The following is a 16,758-nucleotide window of genomic DNA, read 5'->3' as shown; positions in this document are numbered from 1 at the left end:
CCCCCGCACACTGCACGCTTCCCTACGCTGGGTTACGTGCAGCGCCTCTATGACTTCCTCCGCAGGCATCCGACGGGTGTCGACGTCCTCTGGGCCGTCGTCCTGTTCGGCATCGCGCTCGCGAGCGAAACCGCCCGTGGGGAATCCCAGGGGAACGGGTCGCCGCTCGCGATCATTCCGATCGTCCTGCTGTTGTGCGTGGTGATCGCGTTGCGCCGGCGGATGCCGGAGAAGATGCTGCTGCTGGCCATCGGGCTCGGGGTGGCGCAGCTGGTGCTGGACGTGGAGACCACGGCCGCCGACTTCGCCTTCCTGGTGATCGTCTACACGGTGGCCGCCACGGCCTCCCGCTGGGCCTCCCGGCTGGCCCTGACGACGGGCCTGTGCGCGGCCCCCGTGGCGCAGCTGCGCTGGCCCGAGGAGCACTCCAGCACCCTCGGCAATGTCGCGATCATGATCTTCCAGACCGTGCCGTTCGCCCTGGCCTGGGTGCTCGGGGACTCGATCCGCACCCGCCGCGCGTACTTCGCGCAGCTGGAGGAGCGCAACGCCCGCCTGGAGAAGGAGCGCGAGGCGCAGGCCAAGGTCGCCGTCGCCGCCGAGCGCGCCCGGATCGCCCGTGAACTCCATGACGTCGTCGCGCACAACGTGTCGGTGATGGTCGTGCAGGCCGACGGCGCCGCCTATGTGCTCGACGCGGCACCGGACCAGGCCAAGAAGGCCCTGGAGACCATCTCCTCCACCGGCCGCCAGGCGCTTGCCGAGATGCGCCGCCTGCTGGGCGTGCTGCGCACCGGCGAGCACCAGGAGGGCGGCGAGTACGTACCGCAGCCCGACGTCGAGCAGATCGAGGACCTCGTCGAGCAGTGCCGCGGCTCCGGGCTCCCCGTGGACTTCAAGATCGAGGGCACCCCGCGCCCGCTGCCCAGCGGCGTCGAGCTCACCGCGTACCGGATCGTCCAGGAGGCGCTCACCAACACGCGCAAGCACGGCGGTCCCCACGCGGGTGCGAGCGTGCGGCTGGTCTACTTCGACGACGGGCTCGGTCTGCTCGTCGAGGACGACGGCAAGGGCGCCCCGCATGAGCTGTACGAGGAGGGCGGTGCCGACGGCGCGGGCCACGGCCTGATCGGCATGCGCGAGCGGGTCGGCATGGTCGGGGGCACCCTGGACGCGGGCCCCCGGCCCGGCGGAGGATTCCGCATCAGTGCGCTGCTGCCGCTCAAACCGGCGCATTGACGCCGACGCACGCCCCCTGTTGACACCTGTCACGCCCCCGCGCTCTTGCTCACCACCCCGCGACATGACTCAAGACCCCGCGACTTGACTCAAGACCCCAGGCCAGGACTCAAGACCCCAGGCCAGGAGTCACGACCCCCGCCATGACTCACGACCCCGAGAAGACGGAAGAGGACCGATGACGATCCGCGTGATGCTCGTCGACGATCAGGTGCTGCTGCGCACCGGGTTCCGGATGGTGCTCGCCGCCCAGCCGGACATGGATGTCGTCGCGGAGGCGGGGGACGGGGTGGAGGCCCTCCAGGTGCTGCGTTCGACCGCCGTCGACGTGGTCCTCATGGACGTCCGCATGCCGAAGCTCGACGGCGTGGAGACCACCCGCCGCATCTGCTCGGAGCCCGACCCGCCGAAGGTGCTGATCCTGACCACCTTCGACCTCGACGAGTACGCCTTCTCCGGTCTCAAGGCGGGCGCCTCCGGCTTCATGCTCAAGGACGTCCCGCCCGGCGAACTGCTCACCGCGATCCGCTCGGTGCACAGCGGCGACGCCGTGGTCGCACCCTCGACCACCCGGCGCCTGCTCGACCGGTTCGCGCCGATGCTGCCGACCAGCGGCAAGGAGCCGCAGTACAAGGAGCTGGAGCGGCTCACCGACCGGGAGCGCGAGGTGCGCCCCGGGGTCGGGGGGGGGGGGGACGGCCCGCGGCTAGCGCAGGATCCCTTCCAGGAAGTCGCTGCCCAGTCTCGCCACCACGGTGACGTCCAGCTGGTGCAGGACGTACCGGCCGCGGCGGCGGGTGGTGATCAGGCCCGCCTTCTTCAGGACGCTCAGGTGCCGGGATATCTCCGGGGCGGTCATGCCGTGCACCTGGGCCAGCTCGCTGGTGGTGTAGGCGCTGCGGGCCAGATGACGGCACAGGCGCATGCGGACCGGGTGGGAGAGCGCGGTCATCCGCAGGGCCAGCTCCTCGACCGAGGGCGGGGAGGCGAGCTCGGCGGAGCCGACCGGGTAGTGCAGGACCGGCTGCCAGCCGTACCGGTGCAGGACGCTCAGGTGCGGCCAGCCCAGGCTCGTGGGCACCAGCAGCAGGCCGCCCTCCGCGGTCGCGCTGTGGCCCGAGCCCAGCTTGTCGACCGTGATGCGGTTCTCGGCCTCGTCGAGCGTGACCGCCGGCGACACTGCGGTCAGTGCCTCCGCGAGGCCTTTGCGGCGCAGTAGGTCCGTCTTGTGGCGGGCGTCGGCCGCGAGCTGGTGGCGCAGCCGGGACCAGGTGTCCGCGAAGAACGCCTCCTCGCAGTCCTCCACGAACTGCCGGAGCCAGGCCCTGGTGCGGGGCGGATCGGTCAGCAGCCGCTCGGCGAACCGCACCTGCCGCGGCCCGCGCGAGGCGGCCAGCTCGAGGGCACGGCGGTGCAGCGCGGCGTCGGAGAGGGCACTGGGGCCGTGCGAGCAGTACGGCATCGCACAGGTGAACTCCAGGGCCGCGTCCACGAACTGCTCGTCCGTCAGTTTGTCGAGCAGGTCCAGGTCCTCGGCGATGGTCGCCCCCGGAAGCGTGGTCCGGCCCGGGACACCGGCGAACGGCAGGAACAGGTCCGAGAACGTCGTCCGCCACAGGAAGTCCGCCTCGCACATCCGGTCGGCCAGATGCGGGTCTAGGCGGGCCGTCACACCGGTCACCCAGCCCTGGAGCCCCGGGTGGTGCCCCGGTTCGGCCAGCGCGTGCAGCGCCATGCCGAGCTCGGCCAGGGGAGAGGCCACGACGGCGACCCTCTCCGGCCGCAACCCCGTGATGTCGATGCGCACGCTCATGGCCACATGGTGCACCCCGCCACTGACAACGCCCGCCCCGATTGACGGCGACCGTCAATCGGGGCGGGCGCCGGCTTCGCCGACGGTCGCGCTCCATGCGCTGGGTCCCGGAAACCGGGCTCTCTGGGTCCCGGAAACCGGGCTCTCCGAGCTCCGGAAACCACGCTCTCCGAGCTCCGGAAACCAGGCTCTAGCCGCCGATCCCCGGCAGCCGGGTCGCGAAGTCCGCGGCTGCTGCCCGCACGTCCTCCGCCGTCCACTCCAGGGCTGCGGCACGGACGTAGACCTCGGTCATGGACAGGCCCGGGCCCTTCTCGTCCCAGGGGTTGACGAACAGGGCCCTCCCCGTCTCCTCGGACTGCCGGATCGCCGCCTCGGAGACCTCGTCGACGCCGTACGGCAGCCAGACCTGGAAGTCGAAGGTGTGCGGCACCTCGGGGAACACCCGCGCCCACGCCACCCCGGCCTGCGCGAAGCCCTCGCGCAGTGCGGCGGCCACCACGCGCGCGTGGGTGACGTACTCGGGCAGCCGGGGCAGTTCCCGCTCCAGACCGGCCAGGGCGGACAGGACGGTCGGGAACTGCTGGAAGACCGCGCCGCCGTACCGGTGCCGCCAGGTCTTCGCCTCCTCGACCAGGGTCCTCGGGCCGGCGAGCGCGGCCCCGCCGAAGGCCTGGAGCGACTTGTAGAACGACACGTAGACGCTGTCCGCGAGGTCCGCTATCTCGTCCAGGCGGCGCCCGAAGTGGACGGTGGTGTCCCACAGGCGGGCGCCGTCGAAGTGCACCACGGCGTCCCGCTCGCGCGCCGCCGCCACCAGCTCGGTGAGCTCCTCCCAGGAGGGCAGCAGGTATCCGGCGTCCCTGAGGGGCAGTTCCAGCATCAGCGCCCCGAAGGGCTCCGGGAAGCCACGGACCTCGTCGGCACTCGGCATCCGGGGCTCGCTCGTCAGCTGGACCGGGCGCAGGCCGGAGACCTCCCGGAAGGCGTCGCGCTCGTACACCTCGGGGTGGGCCAGGGCGTGCAGGGCGACGGTGGGGTTGCCGGTGCGGCCCGCCCAGCACCGCAGCGCCACCTGCTGGGCCATCGTGCCGGTCGGGAAGAACGCGGCGGCCTCCTTGCCGAGGAGAGCCGCGACCTTCTCCTCCAGGGCCTCGACGACGCCGTTCCCGTAGAGGTCGCCCGGCTCGTCCAGGTCGTAGAACTCCTCGACCCCGTCGAGCAGGGCGAGGCGCTCGCGCAGGGGGGCGAGCATCTCGAGGCGCGCCAGTGTGCGCTCGGCCTTCCTGTACGCGTCGATGCGCCGGGTGCGGCGGCGCAGCAGCCGTTCCTCCTCGGTGAGCTGTTCCGGCTGTTCCCCGTCCGCCGGCTGCCCGGCGCTGTGCTGCGCTGTGTCATGCATGACCGGATCATCTCCTGCGGTCCTGGCGGAAGACACCGGATTTCCCGCCCCTGGAAGGCACTGGCCTCGCTACTCCACCGCCCCGCGGCAACCCACAGCCTGTGGACAACCGGACGCCCCCGGAACCGATCGCGTTAACATGACGAGAAATCGTCCGGTACCCAGATGCGGACTGGAACGGGAAGGCCGCCGTCGAGTGAGTACAGCCCAACAGCCAGACAGCAAGGACCGCCCGGCGCGGCTCACCGTGGGCGTCGTCGGCGCCGGCCGGGTGGGTCCCGCGCTCGCCGCGTCCCTCCAGCTCGCCGGGCACCGCCCGGTGGCCGTCTCCGGGGTCTCGGACGCCTCCCGGCGGCGGGCCGAGCTGATGCTCCCGGACGTTCCGCTCGTCTCCCCCGCGGACGTCCTCCAGCGTGCCGACCTGGTCCTGCTGACCGTCCCCGACGACACCCTGCCCGGCCTGGTGGAGGGCCTGGCCGAGACCGGGGCGGTGCGGCCGGGACAGCTGCTCGTGCACACCTCGGGGCGGTACGGCGCCAGGGTCCTCGACCCCGCCCTGCGCGCGGGCGCGCTGCCGCTGGCCCTGCACCCGGCGATGACCTTCACCGGCACCCCGGTGGACGTCCAGCGCCTCGCCGGCTGCTCCTTCGGCGTCACCGCCCCCGAGGAGCTGCGGCTGGCCGCCGAGGCCCTCGTCATCGAGATGGGCGGCGAGCCCGAGTGGATCGAGGAGTCGAAGCGGCCGCTCTACCACGCGGCCCTCGCCCTCGGCGCCAACCACCTGGTCACCCTGGTCGCCCAGTCCATGGAGCTGCTGCGCTCGGCCGGTGTCGAGGCCCCGGACCGGATGCTCGGCCCGCTGCTCGGCGCCGCCCTCGACAACGCCCTGCGCTCCGGCGACGCGGCCCTCACCGGCCCCGTCGCGCGCGGGGACGCGGGCACCGTCGCCGCCCATGTCACCGAGTTGCGCAAGCACGCCCCGCAGACCGTCTCCGGCTATCTGGCGATGGCCCGCGCGACCGCCGACCGCGCGCTCGCCCACGGACTGCTGAAGCCGGAGCTCGCCGAGGACCTGCTCGGGGTACTCGCCGGCCAGACCGACGGCGCCGACGGGGCCCGCGGGTCGGAGGGAGAGGCCCGATGAGCATCGCCGTGCTGCGCACCGCCGACGAACTGCACGCCCGCGCGCGTGCGGGCCGCCGGGCCGTCGTGATGACCATGGGCGCCCTGCACGAGGGCCACGCCACCCTGATCCGCACCGCGCGCGAGATCGCGGGGCCTGAGGGCGAGGTCGTCGTCACCGTCTTCGTGAACCCCCTCCAGTTCGGCGCCGGTGAGGACCTCGACCGCTATCCGCGCACCCTGGACGCCGACGTCAAGATCGCCGAGGCCGCCGGTGCCGACGCCGTCTTCGCGCCCTCCGTCGACGAGGTCTACCCGGGCGGCGAGCCCCAGGTGCGCATCAGCGCGGGCCCCATGGGGGAGCGCCTGGAGGGATCCTCGCGCCCCGGCCACTTCGACGGCATGCTCACCGTCGTCGCCAAGCTGCTGCACCTCACCCGCCCCGACATCGCCCTGTACGGCCAGAAGGACGCCCAGCAGCTCGCCCTGATCCGCAGGATGGTGCGCGACCTGAACTTCGGCGTCGACATCGTCGGCGTGCCCACCGTGCGCGAGGACGACGGCCTGGCCATGTCCAGCCGCAACCGCTACCTCACCCCGCAGCAGCGCCGCACGGCGCTCGCGCTGTCCCGGGCCCTGTTCGCGGGCCGCGACCGGCACGCGGCCCAGGAGGCGCTGCGCGCGCGGGCCCGCGAGGTGCCCGCCACGCACGCGCGTGCCGAGGCCCTGAGCGCCCTCGGCGAGTCCCGTGCGGCCGCCGACGCGCACGCTGTCGCCAAGGCCCTCCCGGGCGCCCCCTCGGCCGTCCGCGCGGCGGCCCGGCTGGTCCTCGACGACGCCGCCCGCCAGGACCCGCCGCTCGCCCTGGACTACCTCGCGCTCGTCGACCCGTCCGACTTCGGCGAGATCGACGACGACTTCACCGGCGAGGCCGTCCTCGCCGTCGCCGCCCGGGTAGGGACCACCCGGTTGATCGACAACATCCCCCTGACCTTCGGAGCCGCCTCGTGACCAGCACAGGCATACGACTGCACGCGCCCGCCCCCGGGTGGTCCATCGACGCGGACGTCGTGGTCGTCGGCTCCGGCGTCGCCGGCCTCACCGCGGCCCTGCGCTGCGAGGCCGCGGGGCTGAGGACCGTCGTCGTCACCAAGGCCCGCCTCGACGACGGCTCCACCCGCTGGGCGCAGGGCGGCATCGCCGCGGCCCTCGGCGAGGGCGACACCCCCGAACAGCACCTGGACGACACCCTGGTCGCGGGCGCGGGCCTGTGCGACGAGGAGGCCGTGCGGATCCTCGTCACCGAGGGCCCCGACGCCGTACGACGGCTCATCGCGACCGGTGCCCACTTCGACGAGTCCGAGGCCGGCGATCTGGAGCTCACCCGCGAGGGCGGCCACCACCGGCGCCGGATCGCGCACGCCGGCGGTGACGCCACCGGCGCGGAGATCTCCCGGGCGCTCGTCGAGGCGGTACGCGCGCGTGGCCTGCGCACCATCGAGAACGCGCTCGTGCTCGACCTGCTGACCGACGCCGAGGGCCGCACGGCGGGCGTCACCCTGCACGTCATGGGCGAGGGCCAGCACGACGGCGTGGGCGCCGTGCACGCCCCCGCGGTGGTCCTCGCGACCGGCGGCATGGGCCAGGTGTTCTCCGCCACCACCAACCCGTCCGTGTCCACCGGCGACGGCGTGGCGCTCGCCCTGCGCGCGGGCGCCGAGGTCAGCGATCTGGAGTTCGTGCAGTTCCACCCCACCGTGCTGTTCCTCGGCACGGACGCGGAGGGCCAGCAGCCGCTCGTCTCCGAGGCCGTGCGCGGCGAGGGCGCCCACCTGGTCGACGCCGACGGGGTGCGCTTCATGGTCGGGCAGCACGAACTGGCCGAGCTCGCGCCCCGGGACATCGTCGCCAAGGGCATCACCCGCCGCATGCAGGAGCGGGACGCCGAGCACATGTTCCTCGACGCCCGGCACTTCGGCGCCGACATGTGGGAGCACCGCTTCCCGACGATCCTCGCCGCCTGCCGCGCCCACGGCATCGACCCGGTCGCCGAGCCCATCCCGATCGCCCCGGCCGCCCACTACGCCTCCGGCGGCGTGCGCACCGACTCCCGGGGCCGTACGACCGTCCCGGGCCTGTACGCGTGCGGCGAGGTCGCCTGCACCGGCGTGCACGGCGCGAACCGGCTCGCCTCCAACTCCCTCCTGGAGGGACTGGTCTACGCCGAGCGCATCGTGACCGACATCCTGGCGGCCCGCGACGGCGACGGCCTCCACGCGCGTGTGCCCGCCCCCGTCGAGCAGCCCGAGCGGCCCGCGCACCCGCTGCTCGCGCCCGAGGCCCGGTTCGCGATCCAGCGGATCATGACCCAGGGCGCGGGCGTGCTGCGTTCCGCGGAGTCCCTCTCCCTGGCCGCCGACCGGTTGCAGCAGCTGCACACCGACGCCCGCGACGCCCTCGCCGAGAACGGCAAGACGGCCGAGCCCGGCGTCGACACCTGGGAGGCCACCAACCTCCTGTGCGTGGCGCGCGTCCTGGTCGCCGCCGCCCTCCAGCGGGACGAGACCCGGGGCTGCCACTGGCGCGAGGACCGGCCCGACCGCGACGACACGGCATGGCGCCGCCACATCGTCGTACGGCTGAATCCCGACCGGACCCTCGCCCTGCGCACCACCGATACCGCAGACTTCCCCCCGACCCGGCAGCACCTTCAGGAGCAGTGACACCAGTGAGCACCGACGACCTTCCCCTCGCGACCACCGGCGGCTGCGGCGACGGCTGCGCCTGCGGCGCGGACGGCGACGCGGAGTACCTGGAGTGCGGGCTCGACCCCGCGCTCGCGCAGCTCCTGGCCGACGCCGGGCTCGACCCCGTCGAGGTCGAGGACATCGCCAACGTCGCCATCCAGGAGGACCTCGCCCACGGCGTGGACGTGACGACCGTCGCGACCATCTCCGAGGAGGCCGTCGCCACCGCCGACTTCGTCGCGCGCGAGGCGGGCGTCGTGGCCGGCCTGCGGGTCGCCGAAGCGGTCTTCTCGGTGGTGTGCGAGGCCGAGTTCGAGGTGGAGCGGCACGTCGAGGACGGCGAGCGGGTCGAGGCCGGGCAGAAGCTGCTGTCGGTCACCACGCGCACGCGTGACCTGCTCACCGCCGAGCGCAGCGCGCTGAACCTGCTGTGCCGGCTGTCCGGCATCGCGACCGCCACCCGCGCGTGGGCGGACGCCCTGGAGGGCACCAAGGCGCGCGTGCGGGACACCCGCAAGACGACCCCCGGGCTCAGGTCGCTGGAGAAGTTCGCGGTCCGTTGCGGGGGCGGGGTCAACCACCGCATGTCGCTCTCCGACGCGGCCCTCGTCAAGGACAACCACGTGGTCGCCGCCGGTGGCGTCGCGCAGGCCTTCAAGGCCGTACGGGAGGCCTTCCCGGACGTGCCGATCGAGGTCGAGGTCGACACCCTGCACCAGCTGCGCGAGGTCGTGGACGCGGGTGCCGACCTTATCCTGCTGGACAACTTCACGCCCGGGGAGTGCGAGGAGGCGGTCGCGCTCGTGGACGGGCGGGCCGCGCTGGAGGCCTCCGGCCGGCTGACGCTGGCCAACGCGCGCGCGTACGCCGACACCGGCGTCGACTACCTCGCCGTGGGGGCGCTCACGCACTCCTCGCCGATCCTGGACATCGGTCTCGACCTGCGTGAGGCGGAGTAGTCGCCATGCTCCTCACCATCGACGTCGGCAACACGCACACCGTCCTCGGCCTGTTCGACGGCGAGGACATCGTCGAGCACTGGCGGATCTCCACGGACGCGCGCCGGACCGCGGACGAGCTGGCGGTGCTGCTCCAGGGCCTCATGGGCATGCACCCGCTGCTCGGGGACGAGCTGGGCGACGGCATCGACGGCATCGCGATCTGCGCGACCGTGCCGTCGGTGCTGCACGAGCTGCGTGAGGTGACGCGCCGGTACTACGGCGACGTGCCGGCCGTCCTGGTCGAGCCCGGGGTGAAGACGGGGGTGCCGATCCTCACCGACCACCCCAAGGAGGTCGGCGCCGACCGGATCATCAACGCGGTGGCGGCGGTGGAGCTGTACGGCGGCCCCGCGATCGTCGTGGACTTCGGCACGGCCACCACCTTCGACGCGGTGTCCGCGCGCGGGGAGTACGTCGGCGGGGTCATCGCGCCCGGCATCGAGATCTCCGTCGAGGCCCTCGGCGTCCGCGGCGCGCAGCTGCGGAAGATCGAGGTGGCCCGGCCGCGCAGCGTCATCGGCAAGAACACCGTCGAGGCGATGCAGTCCGGCATCATCTACGGCTTCGCGGGACAGGTCGACGGCGTGGTGAGCCGGATGGCCCGGGAGCTCGCGGACGACCCGGACGACGTGACGGTGATCGCCACGGGCGGACTGGCACCGATGGTGCTGGGCGAGTCCTCGGTGATCGACGAACACGAGCCGTGGCTGACCCTGGTGGGACTCCGACTGGTGTACGAACGGAACGTCTCGCGGATGTGAGCGGCGGGGCGGTGCCCCCCCCGAAGCGCCTCGCGCCCCGACCAGGACGCGCGGACCGGCATTGGGGTGGCCCGGCCGCGCCACACCCGTCCCCTATGTCGAATTTGTCTGATTAGCGCGTACTGTCGCCGCATGCCCACGCCATACGGATCCCGCGGCGGCATGGCGTTCGGCGCGGAGGAGCTGCGTGTGCTCCGCCGCGCTCTCGCCCTCGCCCTTCACCCCGCCCCCGCCTCGGCCGAGGACATCAAGGACTGCCACCGCCTCGCCGAGTCCCTCGACGAGGCCGTGCGCGAGGGTGTCCGGCTGCGCGCCTTCCTGGTCGCCGACCTCGGCCGCTACCGCGAAGCGCTGCCCGGCACCGCGGCCGGCTATCTCGCGCTCCTGGAGGAGGCGCTGGGCGCCGGCTACCGGCCAGGGCCCGACGATCTCGCCGCCCTCCGGGCGCTGCGCGGCAGCCCGGTCGCGGCGGCACTGCTGAGCCGCTGCCAGGTGCTGGCCGAACGGGACGTACGGGCCCGCCTCGCGGGCGCCACCGCCGCCCGGCGCGCCCAGGCGGCCCCCGTGGTCCCCGCCTCCCGCACCCGCCTTCTCGCGCTCCCCGGCGGCCTTTCCGGGGGCGGCTCCGCAGGGCTTCCCGGCGCTCCCGCCGGAGCTGTCCGGCCCGGCCTCGGAGGGCTTCCCAGTGCTCCCGCCGGAGCTGTCCGGCCCGGCCTCGGAGGGCTGCCCGGCGCTCCCGCCGGCGTCGTCCGGGCCGGTCTCGCCGAGCAAGACGCCAAGGAGCCGCGTCGGGAACCGGGCAAGGACCCCGCCAAGCCGCCGGTGAAACCGGCGGAGAAACCCGCCCCCGCTGCCCCGAAGCCCTCCCGCCCCATCCCCACCCCGGGCGAGGTCTTCCCGCGCCGCAAGCCGACCCCGCCCTCGGCGAACCCGCCGCAGCAGCTGGCCGCCGGCTGAGCCTCCGGCCGGGGTCCGCCGCGCAGATGTTCCGGGCGGACCCCGACCGAGTTGCCCGACTGCCCGTGGCTACTCTGGACGCATGGACTACGTCGCCGCGCTCGTGCCCCCGGTCGTCATGGCCGCGTTCTTCATCGGCCTGATCCGAGTGATCGTGAAGACCCAGGGCGGGGCCAACAAGGCCAAGGAGGACGCGGCCGTCGACGCCGCCCTCGCGCGCGCGGAGGCGGCCAGGCAGGCCGACTGACCGGCCCCGCCCGCATCGGCGTACGACTCCCCGAAGCACCGTGCTTTCGGCGTCGTACGCCCTTTTTGTTGCCGTTTGACGTCTAAGAGCACGTCCGTCACGCCGATAGCCGGATCTCCCACTATTGTGCTGAGCTGTGCCTCGCCCATTGGGAGAACTCGAAGACGCGGTCATGACGCGGGTGTGGAAGTGGAACCGCCCGGTCACCGTTCGGGAAGTCCTGGAAGACCTTCAGCAGGAACGGTCCATCGCGTACACCACCGTGATGACCGTTTTGGACAATCTCCATCAGAAGGGCTGGGTGCGTCGTGAGGCGGAAGGCCGGGCCTATCGATATGAGGCGGTCTCCACACGGGCCGCCTACGCCGCCGCACTGATGAACGACGCCTGGTCCCAGAGTGACAACCCCGCCGCCGCTCTCGTCGCCTTCTTCGGCATGATGAGCGAGGAACAGCGACAGGCACTCCAGGACGCCGTACGGATCGTCGGGGGACCGACCGTGGAGAACCCCGACTCGGCATCGCGGGACGGCGGGCGATAGCGTCCGCTCATGTCCGCGAAGACCCCCTCCGCCGAGAACCCCGAAGTCACCGCAAAAGCCATCACCGTCCGCCGGGCCCGCACCAGCGATGTCGCCGGCATCCGTCGGCTCCTCGACTCCTACGTCCGCGACCGCATCCTGCTCGACAAAGCGACGGTCACGCTTTACGAGGACATCCAGGAGTTCTGGGTCGCCGAGCGCGACGACAACGCCGAGCTGGTCGGCTTCGGTGCCCTGCACGTCATGTGGGAAGACCTCGCGGAAGTGCGCACTCTCGCGGTGAAGCCCGGCCTGAAGGGCGCCGGTGTCGGGCATCAGTTGCTGGAGAAGTTGTTGCAGACGGCCCGCTGGCTCGGCGTTCGTCGCGTTTTCTGTCTCACCTTCGAAGTGGACTTCTTCGGCAAGCACGGCTTCGTCGAGATCGGTGAGACACCCGTCGACACCGATGTCTACGCGGAGCTGCTGCGTTCCTATGACGAAGGCGTGGCGGAGTTCCTCGGTCTCGAACGAGTGAAACCGAACACCTTGGGCAACAGTCGGATGCTTCTGCATCTGTGATCGCCAAGGATTCCGGCGATCCACCCTGCCCGGGTTCCCTATGTCCGAAACGCGCATGTTTCCGGGCGAGGGGCCCCTGTTGGTCTCTCCCAGGGGTTTGTGTTTTCCAGGCAAAAGCGGTTTGCTTTCCGACGTAGTGCAGTACTGCATATAACAGGGGACGGCGAAACGGCGGACGCCGCAGACCCCCGGCCCTCAAGTATTGGATGAAAGGAAATCCGGTGGCACAGAAGGTTCAGGTCCTTCTTGTCGACGACATCGACGGCGGCGAGGCGGACGAGACTGTCACGTTCGCGTTGGACGGCAAGACGTACGAGATCGATCTCACGACCGCCAATGCGGACAAGCTCCGTGGCCTTCTCGACCCGTACGTGAAGGGTGGTCGTCGTACCGGGGGCCGTGCTTCGGGTGGGCGCGGAAAGGCGCGAGCCGCTTCCGGTGGCAGCCAGGACACCGCGCAGATCCGTGCATGGGCAAAGGAGAACGGCATGGAGGTCAATGACCGCGGCCGTGTTCCGGCAAGCATTCGTGAGGCTTACGAGAAGGCCAACGCCTGATCGCAAGGTCTACGCGGGCCAAGGCCTGCGAAGGCTTATGGCCGCGCGCGCAGCCGCAGCCGGTGGCACTGCGTTGCCACGGTGTTCACGACGCGCACGAGATCCGGGGGGCCGCCGACGCCCCCCAGCGCCGACATCGTCGGCAGCGAGGCCTCGACCTCGCACCCCGGCTCGGGGGGCCGCAGCCACACGGCGGCCCCCTGCTGCCGCAGGGCGCCCGGGCGGCCCAGGACGAGAGGCCGCACCCCGGCGCCGGAGCCCGCGCCGGAGAACTCCGCCGCCCTGAGCCGGTCCGGCCCGAAGGCCGCCGACCGCTCGCCGGCCCCGTCCGGCCCCGGCATCGCGTTCCGTACGGCATCCACGACCGCGGTCGCTTCTCCTCCGCAGGCTGCTCCCAGTGGCGCCGGTGCCTCCATCGAGTCGCCCGGGCCCAGCGCGCGCAGGTCGAGCGGGAGGGTGCTCCACTCCAGCCACTCGAGGATGCCCGGCAGTTCCTCCGCGCTGCCTGCCGCGACCAGCAGGAGAAGCCGGTCGCCCCGGACGGCCACGGGCGAGCCGGCGGTCAGATGACGCAGGGCCGCGTGCCCGGCGGCGGCCGGGATGTCCAGCACATCGAAACGCAGGCCCACTCTGATCCGTACACAAGAGCCCGGGGACTTCTCGGGCACCGTCGGCCAGCCGAGTTCGTTCTCGTACCAGCGGCGTACCGGATCGTCGCCGGAGACGGTCGCGTCGGGCGGCCGACGGGGAGACGGGACCGTGGTGAGGTCCGCGGGGAACGGGAGGTGGCCGACCATGCCAAGTGCAACCGTCTCGACGGCCCGCGAGTTACGCTGGGTACACCAGTGTGTGCGCAGAGTGTTCGCCATGGGGGCGTGCGGGGGTGCGGTACGGCGCGAGGTTGTTCGCCCATAGCGGAGGGACGGGGGGCGCGTGGCATGGAGTGTCAGTGCGAGCGGGTAAGACATCCCTAGTGGGAGGGGGCGACACGCAGTACGGGCTGTCTCACGTTCGCCAACGGCGTACTGGCGACTGGGGTAACTGCCTGGCCTGCGGGAACATCGTCTCGCACCATCGGGTTGGAGCAGATGTCGGCGTTAGCGGGGTCAGGAGGCCATCGACGGTGTCGGCAGTTGGAATGAGCGGTCCCCGCTTGCGGGACTAAGCTGCGGAAGGACAGGGAGGGGAAGTTCCCCCCACTGCCTGACCGCTCTGAGGAGCGATTAACGATGTTCGAGAGGTTCACCGACCGCGCGCGGCGGGTTGTCGTCCTGGCTCAGGAAGAAGCCCGGATGCTCAACCACAACTACATCGGCACCGAGCACATCCTCCTGGGCCTGATCCACGAGGGTGAGGGTGTCGCCGCCAAGGCCCTTGAGAGCCTCGGGATTTCGCTCGAGGCGGTCCGCCAGCAGGTGGAGGAGATCATCGGCCAGGGCCAGCAGGCCCCGTCCGGGCACATCCCCTTCACCCCCCGTGCCAAGAAGGTCCTGGAGCTGTCGCTCCGCGAGGCCCTCCAGCTCGGGCACAACTACATCGGCACGGAGCACATCCTGCTCGGCCTGATCCGCGAGGGCGAGGGCGTCGCCGCCCAGGTCCTGGTCAAGCTGGGCGCCGATCTCAACCGGGTGCGGCAGCAGGTCATCCAGCTGCTCTCCGGCTACCAGGGCAAGGAGACCGCCACCGCCGGCGGCCCTGCCGAGGGCACCCCCTCGACGTCCCTGGTCCTCGACCAGTTCGGCCGGAACCTCACCCAGGCCGCTCGTGAGTCCAAGCTCGACCCGGTCATCGGGCGCGAGAAGGAGATCGAGCGGGTCATGCAGGTGCTGTCCCGCCGTACCAAGAACAACCCGGTCCTGATCGGTGAGCCCGGCGTCGGCAAGACCGCCGTCGTCGAGGGCCTCGCCCAGGCCATCGTCAAGGGCGAGGTGCCCGAGACCCTCAAGGACAAGCACCTCTACACCCTGGACCTCGGCGCGCTGGTCGCCGGCTCCCGCTACCGCGGTGACTTCGAGGAGCGCCTGAAGAAGGTCCTCAAGGAGATCCGCACCCGCGGCGACATCATCCTGTTCATCGACGAGCTGCACACGCTGGTCGGTGCGGGTGCCGCCGAGGGCGCCATCGACGCCGCTTCGATCCTGAAGCCGATGCTGGCCCGCGGTGAGCTCCAGACCATCGGTGCCACCACGCTGGACGAGTACCGCAAGCACCTGGAGAAGGACGCGGCCCTCGAGCGCCGCTTCCAGCCCATCCAGGTCGCCGAGCCCTCGCTCCCGCACACCATCGAGATCCTCAAGGGTCTGCGCGACCGGTACGAGGCCCACCACCGGGTCTCCATCACCGACGAGGCCCTCGTCCAGGCCGCGACCCTGGCCGACCGGTACATCTCGGACCGCTTCCTGCCGGACAAGGCGATCGACCTGATCGACGAGGCCGGTTCCCGGATGCGCATCCGCCGGATGACCGCGCCGCCGGACCTCCGCGAGTTCGACGAGAAGATCGCCGGTGTCCGCCGGGACAAGGAGTCCGCGATCGACTCGCAGGACTTCGAGAAGGCCGCCTCCCTCCGCGACAAGGAGAAGCAGCTCCTGGCCGCCAAGGCCAAGCGGGAGAAGGAGTGGAAGGCCGGCGACATGGACGTCGTCGCCGAGGTCGACGGCGAGCTGATCGCCGAGGTCCTCGCGACCGCCACCGGCATCCCGGTCTTCAAGCTGACCGAGGAGGAGTCCTCGCGTCTGCTGCGCATGGAGGACGAGCTCCACAAGCGGGTCATCGGCCAGGTCGACGCCGTCAAGGCGCTGTCGAAGGCGATCCGTCGTACGCGTGCGGGCCTCAAGGACCCGAAGCGTCCCGGTGGTTCGTTCATCTTCGCCGGCCCGTCCGGTGTCGGTAAGACCGAGCTGTCCAAGGCGCTCGCCGAGTTCCTCTTCGGTGACGAGGACGCGCTGATCTCCCTCGACATGTCGGAGTTCAGCGAGAAGCACACGGTCTCGCGGCTCTTCGGTTCGCCCCCCGGCTACGTGGGCTACGAAGAGGGCGGCCAGCTGACCGAGAAGGTGCGGCGCAAGCCGTTCTCCGTGGTCCTCTTCGACGAGGTCGAGAAGGCCCACCCGGACATCTTCAATTCGCTGCTCCAGATCCTGGAGGACGGTCGCCTGACCGACTCCCAGGGCCGGGTCGTGGACTTCAAGAACACGGTCATCATCATGACGACCAACCTCGGCACCCGGGACATCTCCAAGGGCTTCAACCTGGGCTTCGCGGCCTCGGGCGACAAGAAGACCAACTACGAGCGCATGAAGAACAAGGTCTCGGACGAGCTCAAGCAGCACTTCCGGCCCGAGTTCCTCAACCGTGTCGACGACGTGGTCGTCTTCCCGCAGCTCACGCAGGAGGACATCCTCGCGATCGTCGACCTGATGATCGCCAAGGTGGACGAGCGCCTCAGGGACCGGGACATGGGCATCGAGCTCTCCCAGTCCGCCAAGGAGCTGCTGTCGACCAAGGGCTACGACCAGGTGCTGGGCGCGCGTCCGCTGCGTCGCACGATCCAGCGCGAGATCGAGGACACGCTGTCGGAGAAGATCCTCTTCGGCGAGCTGCGTCCCGGTCACATCGTGGTCGTGGACACCGAGGGCGAGGGTGAGACCAAGACCTTCACCTTCCGCGGCGAGGAGAAGTCGGCCCTGCCGGACGTCCCGCCGATCGAGCAGGCGGCCGGCGGTGCCGGACCGAACCTGAGCAAGGAGGCGTAGCCCTTCGGGGAGACGTCCAGTGAGGGGCCGGTGCCTTCGGGTACCGGCCCCTTTCGCA

The 16,758-nt window shown here is 71.5% G+C and carries 15 protein-coding genes and 1 pseudogene; 13 read left to right on the top strand and 3 right to left on the bottom strand.

Annotated elements, in window-relative coordinates:
• The first annotated feature begins 36 nt into the window (after nucleotides 1-36).
• Together IF54_RS0128780 and IF54_RS41510 are read left to right on the top strand one after the other, a co-directional pair.
• On the top strand, nucleotides 37-1,239 hold the full coding sequence (locus tag IF54_RS0128780) for a sensor histidine kinase (protein WP_030323888.1): 1,203 nt from the start codon (nucleotides 37-39) through the stop codon (nucleotides 1,237-1,239).
• A 178-nt stretch (nucleotides 1,240-1,417) separates the two neighbouring features.
• Nucleotides 1,418-1,916 (top strand): annotated as a pseudogene (locus IF54_RS41510) (response regulator); the annotation flags it as partial.
• 29 nt (nucleotides 1,917-1,945) lie between these two features.
• Here the strand turns inward: IF54_RS41510 and IF54_RS0128770 are convergent.
• The gene (locus IF54_RS0128770; protein WP_030323883.1) at nucleotides 1,946-3,052 is read right to left on the bottom strand and encodes a DUF5937 family protein; all 1,107 of its coding nucleotides are present in this window, start codon (nucleotides 3,050-3,052) and stop codon (nucleotides 1,946-1,948) included.
• A 190-nt stretch (nucleotides 3,053-3,242) separates the two neighbouring features.
• Nucleotides 3,243-4,454 (bottom strand): threonine aldolase family protein, encoded by a 1,212-nt coding sequence (locus tag IF54_RS0128765; protein WP_030323881.1) that lies wholly within the window; start codon nucleotides 4,452-4,454, stop codon nucleotides 3,243-3,245.
• Nucleotides 4,455-4,650: 196 nt separating this feature from the next.
• On the opposite strand from IF54_RS0128765, the gene IF54_RS0128760 reads away from it, so the two are divergent.
• The 10 genes from IF54_RS0128760 to IF54_RS0128715 all read left to right on the top strand — a co-directional run bounded on the left by IF54_RS0128760 (nucleotide 4,651) and on the right by IF54_RS0128715 (nucleotide 12,945).
• Nucleotides 4,651-5,598, top strand: coding sequence for a Rossmann-like and DUF2520 domain-containing protein (locus IF54_RS0128760; protein ID WP_030323878.1), 948 nt, complete (start codon nucleotides 4,651-4,653; stop codon nucleotides 5,596-5,598).
• The gene (gene panC, locus IF54_RS0128755; RefSeq protein WP_030323876.1) at nucleotides 5,595-6,587 is read left to right on the top strand and encodes a pantoate--beta-alanine ligase; all 993 of its coding nucleotides are present in this window, start codon (nucleotides 5,595-5,597) and stop codon (nucleotides 6,585-6,587) included. Before IF54_RS0128760 ends, panC begins: the two co-directional genes overlap by 4 nt.
• Complete coding sequence (locus tag IF54_RS0128750; protein WP_030323873.1) at nucleotides 6,584-8,299, top strand: L-aspartate oxidase; 1,716 nt, start codon at nucleotides 6,584-6,586, stop codon at nucleotides 8,297-8,299. The genes panC and IF54_RS0128750 overlap by 4 nt, the downstream gene beginning before the upstream one ends.
• A 5-nt stretch (nucleotides 8,300-8,304) precedes the next feature.
• Nucleotides 8,305-9,282, top strand: a complete 978-nt coding sequence (nadC, locus tag IF54_RS0128745; RefSeq protein WP_030323870.1) for a carboxylating nicotinate-nucleotide diphosphorylase — start codon at nucleotides 8,305-8,307, stop codon at nucleotides 9,280-9,282.
• A 5-nt stretch (nucleotides 9,283-9,287) separates the two neighbouring features.
• Nucleotides 9,288-10,085, top strand: coding sequence for a type III pantothenate kinase (locus tag IF54_RS0128740; protein WP_030323867.1), 798 nt, complete (start codon nucleotides 9,288-9,290; stop codon nucleotides 10,083-10,085).
• 162 nt (nucleotides 10,086-10,247) lie between these two features.
• The gene (locus IF54_RS0128735; protein ID WP_030323864.1) at nucleotides 10,248-11,042 is read left to right on the top strand and encodes a hypothetical protein; all 795 of its coding nucleotides are present in this window, start codon (nucleotides 10,248-10,250) and stop codon (nucleotides 11,040-11,042) included.
• 82 nt (nucleotides 11,043-11,124) lie between these two features.
• On the top strand, nucleotides 11,125-11,289 hold the full coding sequence (locus tag IF54_RS42350) for a hypothetical protein (RefSeq protein ID WP_030323861.1): 165 nt from the start codon (nucleotides 11,125-11,127) through the stop codon (nucleotides 11,287-11,289).
• Nucleotides 11,290-11,461: 172 nt separating this feature from the next.
• Complete coding sequence (locus IF54_RS0128725; protein ID WP_030323859.1) at nucleotides 11,462-11,830, top strand: BlaI/MecI/CopY family transcriptional regulator; 369 nt, start codon at nucleotides 11,462-11,464, stop codon at nucleotides 11,828-11,830.
• A gap of 9 nt (nucleotides 11,831-11,839) precedes the next feature.
• Nucleotides 11,840-12,388 (top strand): amino-acid N-acetyltransferase, encoded by a 549-nt coding sequence (locus tag IF54_RS0128720; protein ID WP_030323856.1) that lies wholly within the window; start codon nucleotides 11,840-11,842, stop codon nucleotides 12,386-12,388.
• A gap of 221 nt (nucleotides 12,389-12,609) precedes the next feature.
• Nucleotides 12,610-12,945 (top strand): histone-like nucleoid-structuring protein Lsr2, encoded by a 336-nt coding sequence (locus IF54_RS0128715; RefSeq protein ID WP_020141081.1) that lies wholly within the window; start codon nucleotides 12,610-12,612, stop codon nucleotides 12,943-12,945.
• A 35-nt stretch (nucleotides 12,946-12,980) separates the two neighbouring features.
• Here the strand turns inward: IF54_RS0128715 and IF54_RS0128710 are convergent, their stop codons facing one another.
• Complete coding sequence (locus IF54_RS0128710) at nucleotides 12,981-13,742, bottom strand: SCO3374 family protein (RefSeq protein ID WP_030323853.1); 762 nt, start codon at nucleotides 13,740-13,742, stop codon at nucleotides 12,981-12,983.
• 432 nt (nucleotides 13,743-14,174) lie between these two features.
• Between IF54_RS0128710 and IF54_RS0128705 the strand changes: the two genes are divergently transcribed.
• A complete protein-coding gene (locus tag IF54_RS0128705; RefSeq protein WP_020141083.1) occupies nucleotides 14,175-16,700 on the top strand; it encodes an ATP-dependent Clp protease ATP-binding subunit in 2,526 nt (841 codons plus the stop codon).
• Nucleotides 16,701-16,758 lie beyond the last annotated feature (58 nt).

Origin of the sequence: Streptomyces sp. NRRL B-3229 (assembly GCF_000719505.1) — a bacterium.
Taxonomy (GTDB): Bacteria; Actinomycetota; Actinomycetes; order Streptomycetales; family Streptomycetaceae; genus Streptomyces; species Streptomyces griseorubiginosus.
The sequence above is the reverse complement of the archived record's forward strand: the minus strand, read 5'-3'. Positions and strand labels throughout refer to the sequence as shown.